This is a genomic window from Streptomyces sp. NPDC050287, assembly GCF_044459385.1.
Lineage (GTDB): Bacteria > Actinomycetota > Actinomycetes > Streptomycetales > Streptomycetaceae > Streptomyces.
In genome coordinates this window covers 22,544-40,509 of the sequence record NZ_JBITIY010000016.1, presented here as the reverse complement: position 1 = coordinate 40,509, position 17,966 = coordinate 22,544, and the positions used below count along the sequence as shown (strand labels likewise).

Here is a 17,966-nt window from a genome sequence, read left to right as displayed (position 1 = left end):
CCGTCACGGAAGCCGCGCGGGCCTCATCGGTCGACACCGGATTCCAGCACCGCCATCGCCGCGTTGTGCCCCGGCACCCCGCTCACCCCTCCCCCGCGCACCGCGCCCGCCCCGCACAGCAGCACGTTCGGGTGCCGGGTCTCCACGCCCCAGCGGCCGGTGCCCTCCTGTGCGTACGGCCAGGACAGGTCGCGGTGGAAGATGTTGCCGCCGGGGAGGCGGAGGTCCCGTTCCAGGTCGAGCGGGGTCTTCGCCTCGATGCAGGGCCGTCCGTCGGCGTCGGTGGCCAGGCAGTCGGCGAGCGGTTCGGCGAGGTGGGCGTCGAGCTGGGCGAGGGTGGACTTCAGGAGTTCCTCGCGTACCGCGTCGTTGTCCCGGTCGAAGAGCCGGGCCGGGGTGTGCAGACCGAACAACGTCAGAGTCTGGTAGCCCTGTTCGGCCAGGTCGGGGCCGAGGATGGTCGGGTCGGTGAGTGAGTGGCAGTAGATCTCGGAGGGCGGCGCGGCGGGCAGTTCGCCGGAGGCGGCCTGGGCGTGGGCGGTGGCCAGCTGCTCGTAGCCCTCGGCGATGTGGAAGGTGCCGGAGAACGCCTCGCGGGGGTCCACGGAGTCGTCGCGCAGCCTCGGCAGCCGCTTGAGGAGCATGTTCACCTTGAGCTGGGCGCCCTCGGCGGCGGCGGGTGGCTCGTCGCCGGTGAGGGCGGCCAGTTCCCGCGGGGAGGCGTTGACCAGGACGTGCCGGGCGGCGACGGTGCTCTCCCCGTCGGCGGTCCGGTAGGCGATCTCGGCGGTGTGTCCGTCGGTGTCGATGCGGACGGCCTCGTGTCCGGTGGCCAGGACGGCGCCCGCGGCGCGCGCCGCGGTGGCCAGGGCGTCGGTGAGGGCGCCCATGCCGCCGACGGGGACGTCCCAGGCGCCGGTGCCACCGCCGATGACGTGGTACAGGAAGCAGCGGTTCTGCGTCAGGACGGGGTCGTGGGCGTCGGCGAAGGTGCCGATGAGGGCGTCGGTGAGGACGACGCCCCGCACCAGGTCGTCGGCGAAGCGGTCCTCGATCGCCGTCCCGATCGGTTCCTCGAAGAGGGTTCGCCAGGCGTCCTCGTCGTCGATGCGGTCGCGCAGCTCGGCGCGGGTGGGCAGCGGTTCGACGAGGGTCGGGAAGACCCGCCTGGCGACGTGGCCGGTCATGGCGTAGAAGCGCTGCCAGGACTCGTACTCGCGGGCGCCGCCGGTGAGCCGCGCGAAGGCCTCCCGGGTGCGTCGCTCGCCGCCGCCGACCAGCAGACCGGTCGGCCTGCCGTCCCGCTCGACGGGGGTGTACGACGACACGGTGCGGGTGCGGACGCGGAAGTCCAGGCCGAGGTCCCGCACGATCTTCTTCGGCAGCAGGCTGACCAGGTACGAGTAGCGCGACAGCCGCGCGTCCACCCCGGTGAACGGGCGGGTGGAGACAGCGGCGCCGCCGGTGCGGTCCAGCCGCTCCAGCACCAGTACGGAGCGGCCCGCCCGGGCCAGGTAGGCGGCGGCGACGAGGCCGTTGTGGCCGCCGCCGATCACTACGGCGTCGTACGTCCGGTGTCGCTCGTGTGCAGGCATGGTTCTTGGTAACACGGGGTGATCCACGTCGGCCAGAGATGGACCGTGCCCGGGGTCGGCGGCGCGGACTCCGCGGCTTCCCGGCGGTCCTGGCCGCAGGGGCCGCGGAGGTGCCACACGGTCAGTGCCCGCAAGGGCCGGGCATGCTCGGCGGTCGCCGTCCGCAGGGGCCGCGGCTGCCTCATGGTCAGTGGCCGCCCGTCCCTCGCTGCTGCCGCAGGACGGCCACCTGGCGGTACAGCTCCACGGCCTCTGCGCCCCGCCCGAGCTGTTCCAGGCAGTGGGCCTCGTCGTTGCGGCTGGCGAGGGTGTCGGGGTGGTCGGCGCCCAGGACGCGCTCGCGGGCGGCGGCCACTGAGCGGTACTCGGTCAGCGCGTCCGGCCAGCGGCCGAGCCAGCCGAGGCCGACGGCGACCTCGCGGCGGCTGACCAGGGTGTCCGGGTGGTCGGGGCCGAGCACCCGCTCGCGGATCGCGCACACGTCGCGGGACTCGGCCAGAGCCTCCTCCCAGCGGCCGAGGCGGCCCAGGTTGACGCCGAGGCCGTGGCGGGCGCGCAGGGTCTCCGGGTGGGCGGGGCCGTGGACGCGGGTGCGGTCGTCGATGAGTTCGCGGTAGAGCTGGAGTGCCTCCGCGCTGCGGCCCAGGCGGCCGAGGCTGATGCCGACCTCGTAGCGGGCCGCGAGGGTGTCGGCGTGGTCGGGGCCGAGGGCCTGGGCGCGGGCCTCGGCGACCTCCCGGTAGGTCTGCAGGGCTTCCGGCCAGCGGCCCAGCTGGCCGAGCGCGTAGGCGACCTCGTAGCGGGTGACGAGGGTGTCGGGGTGGTGCGGGCCGAGGACACGGGCGCGGGCGGCGGCCACGTCGCAGGCCATGCGGTACGAGTCCTCCAGGCGGCCGAGCCGGCTGAGGTTGAAGGCGAGGTTGTGGCGGCAGCGCAGGGTGTCGGGGTGGTCGGCGCCCATGGTGCGCTCCCGGGCGGCGAGCACCGACTGGTAGACCTGGTGGGCGTCGAAGTGCCGGCCCAACTGGCCCAGCACGTACGCCATTTCCTGGCGGGCGGCGAGGGTGTCGGAGTGGTCCGGGCCGAGCGCGATGCTCCGGGAGCGGGCGACGTGCTTGTACTCGCGCAGGGCGTCGGTGGCCCGGCCGGTACGGCTGTAGGTGAAGGCGACCTCGTAGCGGCTGGCGAGGGTGTCGGGGTGGTCGGGGCCCAGCAGGTACTCGCGCTCGGCGGCGACCGCGCGGTGCACCTCGCCGGCCTCCGCCCAGCGGCCGAGGCGTCCCAGGCTGAGGCCGGCGTTGTGACGTCCGGCGAGTGCGGTGACCGCCTGAGGGGAGGGGGCGGGCGGTGTCTCGGCGACCGGTTCCTCGGGGCGGCCGCCGGGCAGGCGCGGGATCCACTCGCCGGTGAGGCCCGCTCCCGCGTCCGGCGGTGTGGTGCCCAGGCCCACGCCGGTGGCCTTGTGGCCGGTGGTCATGCCCCGCGTCCAGGACGGCAGGCGGTCCGCGCGGGACGGCGCCGGCTCGGTCGGGCGGAGCTCCGGTCGCGGGGTGACGACGGTCGGCACATACGCCGGTGTGGCGCGGCCCGAGCTGATCCGTCGCCCCAGCTCGCGGGCGTCGTGCGGGCGCTGCTCCGGGCGCTTGGCGAGCAGGTCGAGGATGACCTGGTCCAGGTATTCGGGCAGGTCGGAGCGGTGGCTTCGGGGCGGACGGGGCGGTGTGTCGCGGTGGCCCATGAGGACGGCCCAGGCGTCGCCGAGGTCGAAGGGCGGTGCCCCGGTGGCGATCTCGTAGAGCACGCAGCCCAGCGAGTACAGGTCGCTGCGCTGGTCGACCTCGGTTCCGCTGATCTGTTCCGGCGACATGTAGTGCGGGGTGCCCATGGCGATGCCGGTGCCGGTGAGGCGGGAGGTGAAGCCGATGTCGTGGCCGAGGCGGGCGATGCCGAAGTCGCAGATCTTCACGGTGCCGTCGGTCAGCCGCACGATGTTGGCGGGCTTCAGGTCGCGGTGCACGATGCCCTGCTGGTGGGTGTAGGCGAGGGCGGCGGCGACCTGGTCGGCGATGTCGACGACGTCGGGGACGGGCAGCGGGTGCTGTTTGTTGTCCTCCAGGAGCTGGCTGAGGTTGCGGCCCTCCAGGAGTTCCATCACGAGGTAGAGGACGCCGTCGAACTCGCCGAAGTCGTGGACGACGGTCACGCCGCGGTGCTGGAGGGCGGCGGCCACCCGCGCCTCGCGCCGGAAGCGCTCCCTGAGAACCCGGGTGAAGGCCTGGTCGTGGTGGCCGCCCAGCGGTTTGAGGCACTTCACGGCGACCTGCCGGCCCAGCGACTCGTCGCGTGCCCGCCACACCTCACCCATGCCGCCGCGCCCGATCAGGTCGAGCAGCCGGTACCGGCCCTGGATCAGCCTGGTGTCCCCCATTTCCTGCGACCGCCCCCGTCGTTACTCCCCGCCCTCCCCTGGCTTGTCCAGTATGGCGCCCTGACGTCCGAGTTTGTACGGTGCCGGGCGAGCTCCCGGTCCGAGCCGGGCCATGGCGCGCAGGATGTGTTTGGGCGGAAGCTGCCAGCGCAGACGTGCGGGAACGCCGCGCAGCAAGGTGCCCGTGGCACGCAACCGGCGGCTCACGGTGGCGGGTTTCGGGGCTGGTCTGCCGTACAACTCGTGGGCGTACGGCGGCAGGGCGGCGTACGCCAGATGTGCCACGCACCGCCACAGCACTTCGCGCGCCGGGACGAGAAGGGGGTGCGCCGGAGGGCGGAGCAGGAAGTCGTCCACCGCGCGTGCCTCTTCTCCGGCGGCGAGCTCGGGCCGCACCTTCTCGAAGTAGGCGCTCATCTCGGCCTGGTCCGCCGGTACGGCGTCGGGGTCGAGGCCCACCAGACGGGCGCTGACCTTGTGCTCACGGATGTACCGGTCGGCCTGTGCGTCGGTGAGCGGGAAGCCGGAGCGTCGGGCGACGTGCAGATACGAGTCGATCTCGGCGCAGTGCACCCACAGCAGCAGCGCGGGCTCGTCGACGCCGTAGCGCTCGCCGGTGTGGGGGTCGGTCGCGTCGAGCATGCTGTGGATCTTGCGGACGCGGGCGCCCGCCTTCTCGGCGGCCTCGGTGGTGCCGTAGGTCGTGGTGCCGACGAAGTTGGCGGTGCGCATCAGCCGGCCCCAGGCGTCGCTGCGGAAATCCGAGTTCTGCATGACGCCGCGCACCGCGCGCGGGTGCAGTGCCTGGAGGTAGAGCGCGCGGACGCCGGCGACCCACATCATCGGGTCGCCGTGCATCTGCCAGGTCACGGAGGAGGGCCCGAACAGCCCCGGGTCGGCCTCGCTCATGCCCTCACCTTGCCATGAGCCCGGGGGCCGGTCGATACCGCCGATACGGCCGACGGTCCGAGGATCCGCACAGGAGTCCGACGGGCCGTCGGCACATGGCCGCCCAGGCACTGGCGCTGACACTGGCACCGCGAGAGGGAGAGGGGAGATTCACCCTCGCCCTAGGAGTCGACCGGAAAGTACTGTCTCGGCGTGACCCCCACCAGCCGGTGGAAGGCCGCCGTGAAGGAGCTGGCCGTGGCGTAGCCGACCCGGTGGGCCACGGCCTCGATCGCCAGGCCCGCCGCGAGGTACGGCATCGCGGCCTGCATCCGCAGCCTTTCCCGCCACTGGCCGAAGGCGAGGCCCGTCTCGGCGACGAACAGGCGGGCCAGCGTGCGGGCGCTCGCGCCGACCTCGGTGCCCCAGGCCGCCAGGGTCCGGCCGTCGGCGGGGGCGGCGGTGAGCCGCTCGGCCACCGTCCGGGCCCGTGGATCGCGGGGCGTGGGCACGGAGACGCTGGTCACCGGCACAGGGTGCAGTTCGTCGAGCAGGACGGCCTCGGCGCGGGTACGGGCGTCGGCGGCGAGGTCGGTGCGGACCAGGTGGTCGATCAGGGCACGCAGCAGGGGCGTGACCGCCAGCACGGTCGGCTCACGCCAGTCGATGTGCGGACAGCACGCCGGAGCGACGTAGGCACTGCGCATGACGGCGTCGCCCGCCGACTCCGTGACATGCGCGAGGCCGGCGGGGATCCACAGGGCCAGCGACGGGGGCAGCAGCCACACTCCCTGCTCGCTGCGCACGCGCAGCAAACCTTGGGGAGACCAGGCGAGTTGGTGAAGCGGATGCGTGTGCGCGCGGTACACGGTGCCGCGCGGCATGGTGAAGTCGCCGACGACGATGCCCGCCGTGGCGTACGGGTCGTACCGTTGCTGTCCGTTCCGCGACATGAGTCGGCAGCCTAGCGCGTGGCGGACAGCGCCCCGCCCCGCCTAGCGTCGGCGTATGCCGATGAACCGAGCTCACCGCAAGCTCTGCAGCTCCGAGGGATGGGCGCAGACCACGAAGGAACACATCCTGCCCTGGGCGCTTGAAGACGTGGACCTCGGCGAGGACGTTCTGGAGATCGGCCCGGGCTACGGCGCGAACCTCCGCGTTCTCGTGGAGCGTGTGCCCCGCCTGACGGCCGCCGAGATCGACCGGGACACCGTCCGCCTGCTCGAGGACCGGTGGGGCGACCGCGCCCGCGTCCTCCACGCGGACGGCGCCGAGCTGCCGCTTCCCGACGCGTCGTTCGACTCGGTCGTGTGCTTCACGATGCTCCACCATGTGCCCACCGCCGACCACCAGGACCGCATCTTCGCCGAGGCGCACCGTGTGCTGCGCCCCGGTGGCACCTTCGCCGGCAGCGACAGCCAGCCGAGCTTCCGTTTCCGGGTGCTCCACTTCAGGGACACCATGAACACCGTTGCCCCGACGGGACTGCCGGCCCGCCTGGAGAAGGCCGGCTTCACGGACGTGACCGTCGACCTGCACCCGGCGAGCGGTGGTCTGCGCTTCCGCGGGCGCCGGGGCCGGTAGCGCGGACAGGGCCTCCTGGTGCTCGGTGCGCGTCGCGGTCCCGAGCCAGGCACCTCGGCCCGTACGGAGACCTCTCCTTCACGACGGGCGGAGTTCCCGGCGTCGGACCGGAGACGGCGGAGACGGCGGAGACGGCGGTCACTGCCTCGCGCGTCCGCGTCCGGCCCCGCGGCGGCGCCGGTGAGGGGCCGGACACTCGGCAGGGGGGGCGTCCGCAGCAGCGCCCGGGAGCCTCGCCACAGCCCCGATCGAGCGACGTTCAGGCCATGACCTCGGCAACGCGTCGTTCACGAGGTCTTGACAGCAGCTCGCTGGAACGTTCAATCTTCGACGCGTCAGCGATCGCTTTTGGTCGATCACGCTCGATCTAGTCGCTTTGTCCCCGTCGCATGTGCGACGCCTTCACGCCATACCCCCTCGTGCCGATACGCCATGCCCGGGTATGACAGCACCATCTGGAGCCGAAATGCACCATTCCGCCCCTGGTCAGCTCATACCTGATCCCAGCCGCCGCAGCGTGCTGCGCGGCGTCGGTGGCGCCGCCCTGCTCGCAGGAGCCGGCATACCCTTGCTGAGCGCGTGCGGAGGCAGCGGTACCGCCTCCGACCCCAAGACCGTCAGCCTCGGCTCCAACGCGTCGGACGCGGTGCCGAAGAAGGCCTTCGCGGACGTCTACGCGGCGTTCCAGAAGCAGTCCGGCATCACCGTGAAGGTGAACACCAAGGACCACAACACCTTCCAGGAGCAGATCAACTCCTACCTCCAGGGCACGCCGGACGACGTGTTCAACTGGTTCGCCGGCTACCGCATGCAGTTCTTCGCGGCCAAGAAGCTCGCCTCGCCGATCGACGACGTGTGGGCGAAGATCGGGGACAACTTCCCCGACGCGATGAAGAAGCTCAGCAAGGGCGAGGACGGCAAGTACTACTTCGTGCCGCTGACCTCGTACCCGTGGGCGGTCTTCTACCGCAAGAGCGTCTTCCAGCAGCACGGCTACCAGGTCCCCACCACCTGGGACCAGCTGGTTGCGCTGTGCAAGCAGATGAAGAAGGACGGCCTGGTCCCGATCGCCTTCGGCGACAAGGACGCCTGGCCGGCGATGGGCACCTTCGACCAGATCAACTTCCGACTCAACGGCTACGACTTCCACGTCGAGCTGATGGCCGGCAAGGCCGCCTGGACCGACGCCAAGGTCAAGGCCGTCTTCGACCACTGGGCCGAGCTGCTGCCCTACCACCAGGACGGCTTCATGGGCCGTACCTGGCAGGACGCCGCCCAGACCCTGGTGGCGAAGAAGGCCGGCATGTACCTGCTGGGCACCTTCGTCGCTCAGCAGTTCACCAACAAGGCCGACCTGGACGACCTCGACTTCTTCGCCTTCCCGGAGATCAACTCCGCGTACGGCCAGGACACCGTCGAGGCTCCCACCGACGGTTTCATGGTCAGCAAGGCCCCGAAGAACCACGACGGTGTCGTGAAGCTGATGGAGTACCTGGGCAGCCCGGCGGCCGAGGAGCTCTACCTCAAGGGCGACCCGAGCGTGGTGGCCGCCTCCAGCAAGGCCGACACCTCCGCCTACTCGCCGCTGCAGAAGAAGGCGTTCGAGATGATCGGCAGCGCCAAGAGCCTCACGCAGTTCATGGACCGCGACTCCCGGCCGGACTTCACCTCGACGGTGATGCAGCCCGGGCTGCAGAAGTTCCTCCAGAACCCCAAGGGCGTCGACAGTCTGCTCTCCTCGATCGAGCGCCAGAAGAAGACGATCTTCGCCTCCTCATGAGCACCGACACCGACATGAAGAGCCCGGAGGCGGCCGCTGTGCCGCCTCCGGGCCCCGCGCAGGAGAAGAAGCGGGTCCCCAAGGGCCACAAGCGCCTGCTGACCCGACGTGACCGCATCACGCTCGCCTTCATGGCGGGCGTGCCCACGATTTTGCACGTGGCCCTCGTCTGGGTCACCGCCCTCGCCTCGATCGCCCTGGCCTTCACCAGCTGGGACGGCATCGGCTTCGACTCGATCAAGTGGGTGGGTCTGGACAACTTCCAGCAGCTGTTCACCGACAACCCGCAGTTCTGGCCCGCCGTCCAGCACAACGTCATCTGGTTCGTCGCACTCATCCTGATCCCGACGCCGTTCGGCCTGTTCCTGGCCATGCAGCTGGACAAGAAGATCCGCTTCAGCCGCGTCTACCAGACCGCGTTCTTCCTCCCCGTCGTGGTGTCGCTGGCCGTCACCGGGTTCGTCTGGCAGCTCGTCTACAACCCCGACACAGGTCTGATCAACAGCCTCATCGGGGCCAACAAGCCGGGCCACTACATCGACTGGATCGGCGACCCGCACCTCAACCTGTGGGCCGTACTGATCGCCGCCTCCTGGCGGCACGCCGGCTACATGATGATCCTCTACCTGGCCGGCCTCAAGGGCGTCGACCCGTCGCTGCGCGAGGCCTCCTCGCTGGACGGCGCGAACGAGTGGCAGACGTTCAAGAACGTCATCTTCCCGACCCTGCGCCCGACCAACACGGTCGTGCTGGTCGTCACGATCATCGAGGCCCTGCGCGCCTTCGACCTGGTGTTCGTCTTCAACAAGGGCGCCCAGGGCACCGAGCTGCTGTCGATCCTGATCACCAACAACATCATCGGCGAGTCCAGCCGGATCGGATACGGCTCCGCGATCGCCGTCGTCCTGCTGGTCATCTCCCTCGCCGTCATCATCCCGTACCTGATCGCCACCTTCCGGAAGGAGCGGCGGGCGTGAGCACCCTCGCCTTGAAGAAGCGCGCGCCGGTCCGGCCGGCCCGGGTCGTGCTGCACACGTTCCTCGTCGTCACCTCGCTGGCCTGGCTCGCCCCGCTGCTGTGGGCGGTGTACGCGGCCCTGCGCCCGTACTCGGAGACCAGCAACAAGGGCTATGTCTCCTGGCCGGACAAGCTGAACTTCGACAACTTCACGAACGCGTTCGAGCAGTCCGACATGATGCACTACTTCGGCAACACCCTGCTGATCGCGGTGCCGGCCGTGCTGGTGACGCTGCTGCTGTCGTCGATGGTCGCGTTCTACGTCAGCCGCTTCGACTTCCGGCTCAACATCTTCCTGCTGCTGGTGTTCACGGCCGGCAACCTGCTGCCGCAGCAGGTCATCATCACCCCGCTGTACCGGATGTACCTGCTCATCGACCTGCCCGGCATCACGGTGAGCGGCAAGCTGTACGACTCAGCGCTCGGCCTGGTCCTCATCCACGTGGCGTTCCAGTCGGGATTCTGCGCCTTCGTCCTCAGCAACTACATGCGCATGCTGCCGCACGAGCTGACCGAGGCCGCGCTCGTCGACGGCGCCTCGGTGTGGCGGATGTACTGGCAGATCGTGCTGCCGCTGTGCAAGCCCGCGATGGCGGCCCTGGCCACGCTGCTGTCCATCTGGATCTACAACGACTTCTTCTGGGCGATCGTGCTGATCTCGACCGGTGAGAACATGCCGATCACGTCGGCCCTGAACAACCTGTCCGGCCAGTACTTCACCGACCCCAACCTGGTCGCCGCCGGCGCCCTGCTCACCGCGATCCCCACCCTGATCGTGTACTTCGTGCTCCAGCGGCAGTTCGTCAGCGGCCTCACCCTCGGCGCCAACAAGGGCTGACACCCCCTCACGTCACCTGTCTCTCCTCTCCACCGGAGCACCACCAGTGAGTACCGAACGCCGCCTGAGCCTGCCCGGTATCGCCTACGGCGGCGACTACAACCCCGAGCAGTGGCCCGAGGAGGTCTGGGCCGAGGACGTACGCCTGATGCGCGAGGCCGGGGTGACGATGGTCAGCGTCGGCATCTTCTCCTGGGCGCTGCTCGAACCGGCGGAGGGTCTCTTCGAGTTCTCCCGCATGGACCGGATTCTCGATCTGCTCCACGAGAACGGGATCGCCGTCGACCTCGCCACGCCCACCGCGGCCCCGCCCGCCTGGTTCTTCAGGGCGCATCCGGAAGCACTGCCGGTGGACCGGGACGGCCGCCGGCTGTGGCCCGGCAGCCGCCAGACCTTCTGCCCCAGCAGCCCCGTCTACCGCAGAGCGGCGCTGCGGATCGCGGGTGCCCTCGCCGAGCGGTACGCCGCCCACCCGGCGGTCGTCATGTGGCACGTCCACAACGAGTACGGCTGCCACAACGACGCCTGCTACTGCGACACCAGCGCCGCCTCCTTCCGCAGGTGGCTGCGCGCGAAGTACGGCGACGACCTCGACGCCCTCAACCACGCCTGGGGCACCGCCTTCTGGAGCCAGTGGTACTACGCCTGGGACCAGATCCTGCCGCCCCGCGCCACCGGCGCCGTCCCCAACCCCACCCACCAGCTGGACTGGCGTCGGTTCTGTTCCGACGAACTGCTGTCGCTGTGCACCGCCGAACGCGAGGTGCTGCGCCGGGCCGCTCCGGACACTCCCGCCACCACCAACTTCATGGTCATGCGGACCTTCGACGCGCTCGACTACTGGCGCTGGGCACCCGAGTTGGACATCCTCTCCAACGACCACTACCTGATGTCCGACGACCCGGAAGCCGAGATCGACATCGCCCTCCACGGCGACCTGATGCGGTCGCTCGCGGGCGGCCCGTGGTTCCTCATGGAGCACTCGACCGGTGCCGTCAACTGGCAGCCGGTCAACCGTGCCAAGCGGCCGGGAGAGATGCGGCGCAACGCACTGGCGCACGTCGCCCATGGCGCCGACGGCATCGCGTTCTTCCAGTGGCGGGCGGCGAAGGCGGGCGCCGAGCAGTGGCACTCCGCGATGCTGCCCCACACCGGCACCGACAGCGCCGTCTGGCGGGATGTCGTCCAGCTGGGTGCGGACTTGAAGGCCCTGTCCGAGGTGCGGGACTCCGCCGGTGCGGCGCAGGTGGCGATCGTATGGGACTGGGACGCCCGGTGGGCCCTGGAACTGCCCGCCCAGCCCAGCGGCGAACTGCGCTACCAGGACCTGGTGCGCGACTGGTACACACCCCTGTGGCGGGCGGGCGTCGGCGTCGACTTCGTACGCCCCGACGACCCTGGACTCGACCGCTACAAACTCGTCCTCGTACCGTCGCTGTACCTGGTCTCTGAGGCGGCCGCGGCGAACCTCGCCCGGTACACCGAAGACGGGGGGACGCTGGCGGTCGGCTTCCACAGCGGCATGGTCGACGAGAACGGCCACGTCCTCCTGGGCGGCTACCCCGGCGCGTTCCGCGAGGTCCTCGGGGTGGTCACCGACGAACTCTTCCCCCTGCTACCGGGAGAGACGGCCGGCCTGACCGGTGAAGTACCTCCGGGCGCCACGGCCGACCTGTGGTCGGAACGGGTCGGACTCGCCGGCGCGCGGGCTGTCGCCTCCTACGCCGACGGACAGCTGGCCGGCGTCCCCGCCGTGACCCGCCATCAGCACGGCAGCGGAATCGCCTGGTATCTGGCCACCCACCCCGACCAGGACACGCTCGCCACTGTGCTCCACCGCATCAGCCAGGAGGCCGGCGCGACACCGGAGCACCGGGCGCCCGCCGGGATCGAGGTCGTCCGGCGCCGCGGCACGGAAGCCGACTACCTGTTCCTCATCGACCATGCCGGGAAGGGCGCGGAGGTGCCCGCCGAGGGCGTCGAACTCCTCACCGGCACAACCGTGACCGGCACCGTCACCGTCCCACCGGGAGGCGTCGCCGTCGTCCGCGAGGCACACTGACCGCAGCGCACCGGGCAGCCTCTGTCCGCGCCGATCAGTGCGGCCGGGCCGTCGGGATCACCGGGCGACATAGCCGCCGTCGACGGGGAGGGCGACTCCGATGACGAAGCCGGCCCCGGGGCTGCACAGCCACAGGACGGCCTGGGCGATCTCCTGCGCGGTGCCGAGGCGGTTGATCGGCTGGTTGGCCTCGGCCTCGGCGCGGTCGAGCTCTCCCTTGGCGATCATGTCGCTGACCATCGGGGTGTCGATGGTGCCGGGGCACACGGCGTTGACACGGATGCCGCGCGGGGCGTATTCGAGGGCGGCGCTGCTGGTCAGGCCGATCACGCCGTGTTTCGAGGCGTGGTAGGAGGCGCGACCCGGGAGACCCACCAGGCCGCCGAGGGAGGAGCAGTTGACGATGGCGCCGCTCCCCTGTGCGCGCATGTGGCGCAGTTCGTGCTTCATACAGGCCCAGACGCCTCGCAGGTTGATGGCGTTGACACGATCGAACGTTTCGACGGGTTCATCGGCTGCGTCGCTCGGGGGAATCTGGATGCCCGCGTTGTTGAAGGCCATGTCGAGGCGGCCGAAGGTTTCCACGGTGCGGTCGACCGCGGCGGCGACCTGGTCCTCATCGCTGACGTCGCAGGTGAGGGCAAGGACCTGGTGGCCGGCGTCGGTGAGTTCCTGCGCGGCCGCGTTCAGGGCGGCTTCGTCGATGTCGGTGAGGGCGACGGCGGCCCCGGACTCGGCGAAGGCCCGGGCGGTCGCCAGGCCCATGCCGGAGCCGGCTCCGGTGACGAGGGCGACCTGACCGGTGAAGTCATACGTGGGGTTCACGTCGTGGTCTCCGATCGAGAGCTGAGTTGCGCGGTGCGGCGTGGTGCCGGGTGGGCTGCTGGGATGGGTGCCTCAGCAAGGGACTTGCCGGGCCCTCAGACGGTTTGGCCGCCGTCGACGACCCGGACGGCGGCGTCCGAGACGACCGCGAGGGGCCCGGGCCGGGCTCAGTGATGTGAGGTGTCGTGCACTCGCTCCTCGTTTCGCGACCGCGTGGAAGGTGAGCGCTGCGCCACGATGCGCGATGTGCCCGGGGCCGACTGGACGGCCAGGACGATCAGCGGAAGCAGCGTGAGAGCGGCGATGACGGCGCCCACGAGAGGCGGTCCGGTCAGACCGAGGGAGGAGTCCAGGGCGGTACCCGCGATCGCCGTTCCGGCGGCGACGCCGGTGTTGAAGGCGGAGGTGGTCAGCGCCGAGGTGAGCGTGGGGGCGTCGCCTGCGAAGCGCATGGCGAGTGCGGTGACGACCGGGTTGACCGCGAATCCGGTCAGGCCCATGAGGAAGACCAGGGCGGTGGCCGTGACGGGGTTCGTGGACAGCGGGATCAGAAGAAACAGGACCAGGGCGGTGGCGGCCGCGGCGGTGAGGGTGGTGGCCATCGGGCGGTACTCGCCCAGGCGGCCGCCGGTGGTGGTGCCGCCGAGGGCGCCGATACCGAAGGCGATGAGGACGAGCGGTACGGCGCCCTCCGGAATGCCGGCGCGATCCGTCAACAGCGGGGTGACGTAGCTGTACGCCGCCAGGACACCGCCCATGATGAACACGGCAGGGGCGAGCGCCAGCCACAGCCGGACCTGACGCAGAGCGCGGAATTCGGCCCGCATCGACACCTCGGCGCGCTGCTCGCTCGCGGGGATGAAACGGCCGATGAACACGGCGGCGAGCCCGGAGAGAGCCGCCAGGGCCCAGAAGGGTCCGCGCCAGCCGGTGAACTGGCCGGCGAAGGAGCCGACCGGCACGCCGACGACGTTGGCCAGGGTCAGGCCGCCGATCATGGTGCCCGTGGCACGGGTGGCACGGTCCGGGCCCGCCGCGGTGGTGGCGACGACGAAGCCGACGGACCAGAACGCTCCGGTGGCCAGGGCGGTGACGACGCGGGCGGCGAGCACGACCGTGAAGGACGTACTGAGGGCCGCGATGACATGTCCGAGGCAGAAGACGGAGAGCGCGAGGACCAGTGTCCGGCGCTGGGGCAGGCGCAGGGTGGCCAGGGCCATGGTCGGGGAGCCGATGATCATGCCGATGGCGAAGGCGGTGATCAGCAGCCCTGCGTGGGAGACGCTGACGCCGAGGTCACCGGCGAGCTCCGGCAGCAGGCCGGCGACGACGAACTCGGTGGTCCCCATCAGGAACGTGCCGGCGGCGAGCACCCAGACGACGAAGGGGAGCTTGCCGGGGGTGGTCCCGGATGCGGAAGGCATGCGTGTGGTCCCTCCTTGCGTGGAGAACGGGGAATCTTGGTGGCCGCTGAAGCCGTCGCGGCGGAGAGTGGACGGCGCGGCCACGTCTTCGACGGTTCCACGCGGCGAACCGGACGAAAAGGGGAGGTTCTCCTCCCCCCTTCGTACAGGGGCGAACGGTGGGGTGGGTCAGGGCACGGCTTCGACGGTGATCTCATCGGCGGTGGCGAGCTGCTCGGTGCCGCCGTCGGCCATGCGGCCGAGGATGACCAGGCCGGTCGCGTAGGGGGCGTCGCGGTAGTAGGTGGCGAGCTGGTTCCGGGGGGCGTAGTACGCCAGGTCGCCGACCTGGGGGTCGGCGCCTTCCGGGGCACCGGAGGTGGACAGCTTCCGGGGCAGATCGGCGATCTTCTCGGCCTGGTTGAGGTCGCGCAGGGAGAGGGTCAGGGGGAGCTGGGCGGCGAAGTCGCGGGCTGTGGGGCTGTCGTTCAGGGTGGCGTCGATGTGATGGCCGTCGAGGGTGAGCCGGATGTTCATCGCGGTTGTCCTGCCGGTCGGTGGGGTGGCTGCCGGGGCCGTCGAAGCCTGCGGCGACGCGGGCTCGGAGGAGGCGGCGGCGGACGGGGAATCGTCGGCGCAGGCGGTCATGGCCAGCAGCAGGGTGGCGGCCGGGACCATGCGGGCGAGAACGCGAAGGGGAGCAGAGTTCACGGGGTTGTCCAGTGGCTAGCCGGGCAGGGGCTCGGCGTAGTGACGGAAACCGTCCCGCTCGCGATGGATGTCGTACAGGCGCTGCGCCAGGGCGTCGGGGCTGCTGTGTTCGGCTTCGGGGTGGATGGCGCCCGGGATGATCAGCTGGGCTGCGTGGATGCGCTCCGGGGCGAGGGCGTCGTGCAGCATGCGGGCGTAGGCGCTCTCGGCGGCGAAGGCGATGGAGGTGCCGGCCCGGTCGGGGTTGGGGCGTACGGCGCTGCCGCCGTTGACGAACAGCAACGTGCCACGACCGAGGGCGCGCATGCCGGGCAGGACGGCGTTCACGCAGGTGACAGGTCCCTTGACGGAGAAGGACAGCGGGGCGTCGAGGTCGTCGGCGCCGGTGTCCAGGACCGGCCGCATGAAGTCGGCGCGGGGCAGGGGGCTGTACTGGAGGATCTCGACGGGCCCGAGTGCGTCGGCCGCCGCCCGCAGGGCCGCCGTCAGGCTCGCCGGGTCGAGGCAGTCGGCCGGGAAGCCACGGGCCTGGATGGAGTCCCGGGCGAGTTCGGCCGTCAGGTCGTCCAGGTTCCCGGCGCCGCGGGAGATCAGGGCGACGGTATGGCCGGCGGCTCCGAAGCGGCGGGCGGTGGCGAGCCCGAGGCCGGGTCCGGCGCCGACGAGTGCGAAGGTCGTCATGGTGAGTCCTTGGGTGGAACGGGCCGATCGCGTCCGGACGCGCCGTCGGCGGTGCGCCCGGGGACGTGGACGCGCGCGCTGTCAGGGAGTCAGGAGGGCCTTGATGGCGCGGCGCTCGTCCATCGCCTTGTAGCCCTCGGCGACCTGCTCCAGGGGGAGGGTGAGGTCGAAGACCTTGCCGGGGTTGATCCGGCCGGACAGGACCAGGTCGATCAGTTCGGGCAGGAAGCGGCGCACGGGGGCGGGGCCGCCGCGCAGGCCGACGTGGGAGAAGAACAGCTCCTGGCCGTCGATCTGCACCTCGTGGGGCACGCCCACGAAGCCGACGTTGCCGCCGGGCCGGGCGGAGCTCAGGGCCTGCCGCATGGCCTCCGAGGTGCCGACGCACTCCAGCACCGCGTCGGCGCCGATGCCGCCGGTGAGGTCCTTGACGCGGGCGATGCCTTCGTCGCCGCGTTCGCTGATGATGTCGGTGGCACCGAATTCGAGGGCGAGGTTCTGGCGCGACATGTGGCGGCTCATGGCGATGATCCGCTCGGCACCGAGTTCCCTTGCGGCGATCACACCGCACAGGCCGACCGCGCCGTCGCCGACCACGACCGCGGTGCAGCCGGGCTTCACCTCGGCGGCGAGGGCGGCCCACCAGCCGGTGCCCATCACGTCGGAGACGGCGAGCAGGCCGGGCACGGACTCGGCGTCCGGGTGCTCGTCGGTGGCGACGAGAGTGCCCTGGGCGTTGGGGATGCGGACGTACTCGGCCTGGCAGGTGCTCATGAACTCGCGGTGCAGGCAGTTGGACTGCCAGCCGTTACGACAGTTCGCGCAGGTGTTGTCCGAGGTGGCGAACGAACCGACCACGAACTGGCCCGGCCTGACCGACGTGACCGCGCTGCCGACCTCCTCGACGACGCCGACGTACTCGTGCCCCATCGGGTGAGGCTCGCCGACGGGTTCGAGACCGCGGTAGGGCCACAGGTCCGAACCGCACACGCAGGCGGCGACGGTGCGGATGACCGCGTCGGTCGGCTGAGTGATCTCCGGCTCGTCGCGCTCCTCGAAACGCACGTCGCCGGGGGCGTAGATGACTGCTCCGCGCATGGTGGTGCTTCCTTCAGTGCGAGGTTCCGTGGCCCGCAGCCAGGGGTTGCGAACGGCTGCGCACCTCGAGCCTCACACGGGCGGGCAGGCACGAAAAGTGGAGAAACACATCCTGGGAGAGGAACATCCAGGGAGTAAACTCTCCCCCCTTCAGCAGGTGCCATCGGTGTCATGCTGGGAAACATGACCGGCAACGTTCCCCTCAACGAGCTGGGAGAATTCCTCAAGAAGCGCCGCTCGGAGCTGAGTCCGCGCACGGTCGGCCTGCCCCACGGCGGCGGCCCCCGCCGGGTGGACGGGCTGCGCCGCGAGGAGGTCGCCCAGCTCGCCAGTATCAGCACCGACTACTACACGCGCCTCGAACAGGGCCGCATGCAGGCATCCGCGCCGGTGCTCGACGTACTCGCCCGCGTACTCCATCTGGACGACGACGAGCGCGGCTACCTCTTCCAGCTCGCGGGCAAGACCACGACCCGCCCCCGGCGCCGCGGCCGGCAGAAGGTCCAGCCGCAGCTCCAGCGGGTCCTGGACGACCTCACCGCCACCCCGGCCATCGTGCAGGGACGCCGCGGAGACATCCTGGCCTGGAACGCGCTGGCCGCCGCGCTGGTCACCGACTTCTCCCGCCTCCCGGAAAAGAACCGCAACTATCCCCGGATCCAGTTCACCGATCCGGCGATGCGCACCCTGTACGCCGACTGGGAGGCCTCCGCGCAGATCGCCGTGGCCCAACTGCGGATGGAGGCGGCGAAGTATCCGGAGGACCCCCGCCTGATCGAACTGGTCGGTGAACTGTCCATGCGGGACAAGCAGTTCGCCCAGTGGTGGGGTGACCACCGCGTCGCCGGCCGCACCGTCGGCACCAAGACCCTCAACCATCCGGTCGTCGGCGAACTCGTCCTCGACTGGGACACCCTCACCGCCAACACCGACCCCGACCAGCACCTGACCGTCTGGACCGCGCTCCCCGGCTCCGCCACCCACGAGCGGCTGCGCATCCTCGCCTCGTGGGCCGCGGATCAGCACCTGTCCGCATCGCAGCCACCCGCGTGACGC

General features: G+C 70.9%; 15 protein-coding genes. 6 read left to right on the top strand and 9 right to left on the bottom strand.

Annotation, left to right across the window (positions count from 1 at the left end):
• Nucleotides 1–23: 23 nt before the first annotated feature.
• The 4 genes from ACIBK3_RS39100 to ACIBK3_RS39085 form a co-directional block, all read right to left on the bottom strand.
• Nucleotides 24–1,595, bottom strand: coding sequence for a phytoene desaturase family protein (locus ACIBK3_RS39100; protein ID WP_399372701.1), 1,572 nt, complete (start codon nt 1,593–1,595; stop codon nt 24–26).
• Nucleotides 1,596–1,782: 187 nt separating this feature from the next.
• Complete coding sequence (locus ACIBK3_RS39095; protein WP_399372700.1) at nt 1,783–4,023, bottom strand: tetratricopeptide repeat protein; 2,241 nt, start codon at nt 4,021–4,023, stop codon at nt 1,783–1,785.
• 21 nt (nt 4,024–4,044) lie between these two features.
• Entirely contained in the window at nt 4,045–4,932 is an 888-nt protein-coding gene (locus ACIBK3_RS39090; RefSeq protein WP_399372699.1) for an oxygenase MpaB family protein, read from the bottom strand.
• Between the two features lie 161 nt (nt 4,933–5,093).
• The gene (locus ACIBK3_RS39085) at nt 5,094–5,864 is read right to left on the bottom strand and encodes an AraC family transcriptional regulator (protein ID WP_399372697.1); all 771 of its coding nucleotides are present in this window, start codon (nt 5,862–5,864) and stop codon (nt 5,094–5,096) included.
• 55 nt (nt 5,865–5,919) lie between these two features.
• On the opposite strand from ACIBK3_RS39085, the gene ACIBK3_RS39080 reads away from it, so the two are divergent.
• The 5 genes from ACIBK3_RS39080 (at nt 5,920) to ACIBK3_RS39060 (ending at nt 12,192) form a co-directional block, all read left to right on the top strand.
• A complete protein-coding gene (locus ACIBK3_RS39080; protein ID WP_399372696.1) occupies nt 5,920–6,495 on the top strand; it encodes a class I SAM-dependent methyltransferase in 576 nt (191 codons plus the stop codon).
• Nucleotides 6,496–6,961: 466 nt separating this feature from the next.
• Nucleotides 6,962–8,275, top strand: a complete 1,314-nt coding sequence (locus ACIBK3_RS39075) for an ABC transporter substrate-binding protein (protein WP_399372695.1) — start codon at nt 6,962–6,964, stop codon at nt 8,273–8,275.
• Nucleotides 8,272–9,252 (top strand): carbohydrate ABC transporter permease, encoded by a 981-nt coding sequence (locus ACIBK3_RS39070; protein ID WP_399372693.1) that lies wholly within the window; start codon nt 8,272–8,274, stop codon nt 9,250–9,252. The genes ACIBK3_RS39075 and ACIBK3_RS39070 overlap by 4 nt, the downstream gene beginning before the upstream one ends.
• Nucleotides 9,249–10,130, top strand: a complete 882-nt coding sequence (locus ACIBK3_RS39065; protein WP_399372692.1) for a carbohydrate ABC transporter permease — start codon at nt 9,249–9,251, stop codon at nt 10,128–10,130. The genes ACIBK3_RS39070 and ACIBK3_RS39065 overlap by 4 nt, the downstream gene beginning before the upstream one ends.
• A gap of 46 nt (nt 10,131–10,176) precedes the next feature.
• Entirely contained in the window at nt 10,177–12,192 is a 2,016-nt protein-coding gene (locus tag ACIBK3_RS39060; protein WP_399372691.1) for a beta-galactosidase, read from the top strand.
• 57 nt (nt 12,193–12,249) lie between these two features.
• Here ACIBK3_RS39060 and ACIBK3_RS39055 read toward each other — a convergent pair whose 3' ends face one another.
• The 5 genes from ACIBK3_RS39055 to ACIBK3_RS39035 form a co-directional block, all read right to left on the bottom strand.
• Nucleotides 12,250–13,017 (bottom strand): SDR family NAD(P)-dependent oxidoreductase, encoded by a 768-nt coding sequence (locus ACIBK3_RS39055; RefSeq protein WP_399372690.1) that lies wholly within the window; start codon nt 13,015–13,017, stop codon nt 12,250–12,252.
• A gap of 167 nt (nt 13,018–13,184) precedes the next feature.
• Complete coding sequence (locus tag ACIBK3_RS39050) at nt 13,185–14,441, bottom strand: MFS transporter (RefSeq protein WP_399372688.1); 1,257 nt, start codon at nt 14,439–14,441, stop codon at nt 13,185–13,187.
• A gap of 168 nt (nt 14,442–14,609) precedes the next feature.
• Nucleotides 14,610–15,131 carry a cyclophilin-like fold protein gene (locus ACIBK3_RS39045; protein ID WP_399372687.1) on the bottom strand — a complete coding sequence of 174 codons (522 nt, stop codon included), beginning with the start codon at nt 15,129–15,131 and terminating at the stop codon, nt 14,610–14,612.
• A gap of 15 nt (nt 15,132–15,146) precedes the next feature.
• Nucleotides 15,147–15,812 carry an SDR family NAD(P)-dependent oxidoreductase gene (locus ACIBK3_RS39040; RefSeq protein ID WP_399372686.1) on the bottom strand — a complete coding sequence of 222 codons (666 nt, stop codon included), beginning with the start codon at nt 15,810–15,812 and terminating at the stop codon, nt 15,147–15,149.
• An 81-nt stretch (nt 15,813–15,893) separates the two neighbouring features.
• Nucleotides 15,894–16,910: a zinc-dependent alcohol dehydrogenase family protein gene (locus ACIBK3_RS39035; protein WP_399372685.1), complete on the bottom strand. Its 1,017-nt coding sequence runs from the start codon at nt 16,908–16,910 to the stop codon at nt 15,894–15,896.
• 171 nt (nt 16,911–17,081) lie between these two features.
• On the opposite strand from ACIBK3_RS39035, the gene ACIBK3_RS39030 reads away from it, so the two are divergent.
• Entirely contained in the window at nt 17,082–17,963 is an 882-nt protein-coding gene (locus ACIBK3_RS39030) for a helix-turn-helix domain-containing protein (RefSeq protein WP_399372684.1), read from the top strand.
• Nucleotides 17,964–17,966 lie beyond the last annotated feature (3 nt).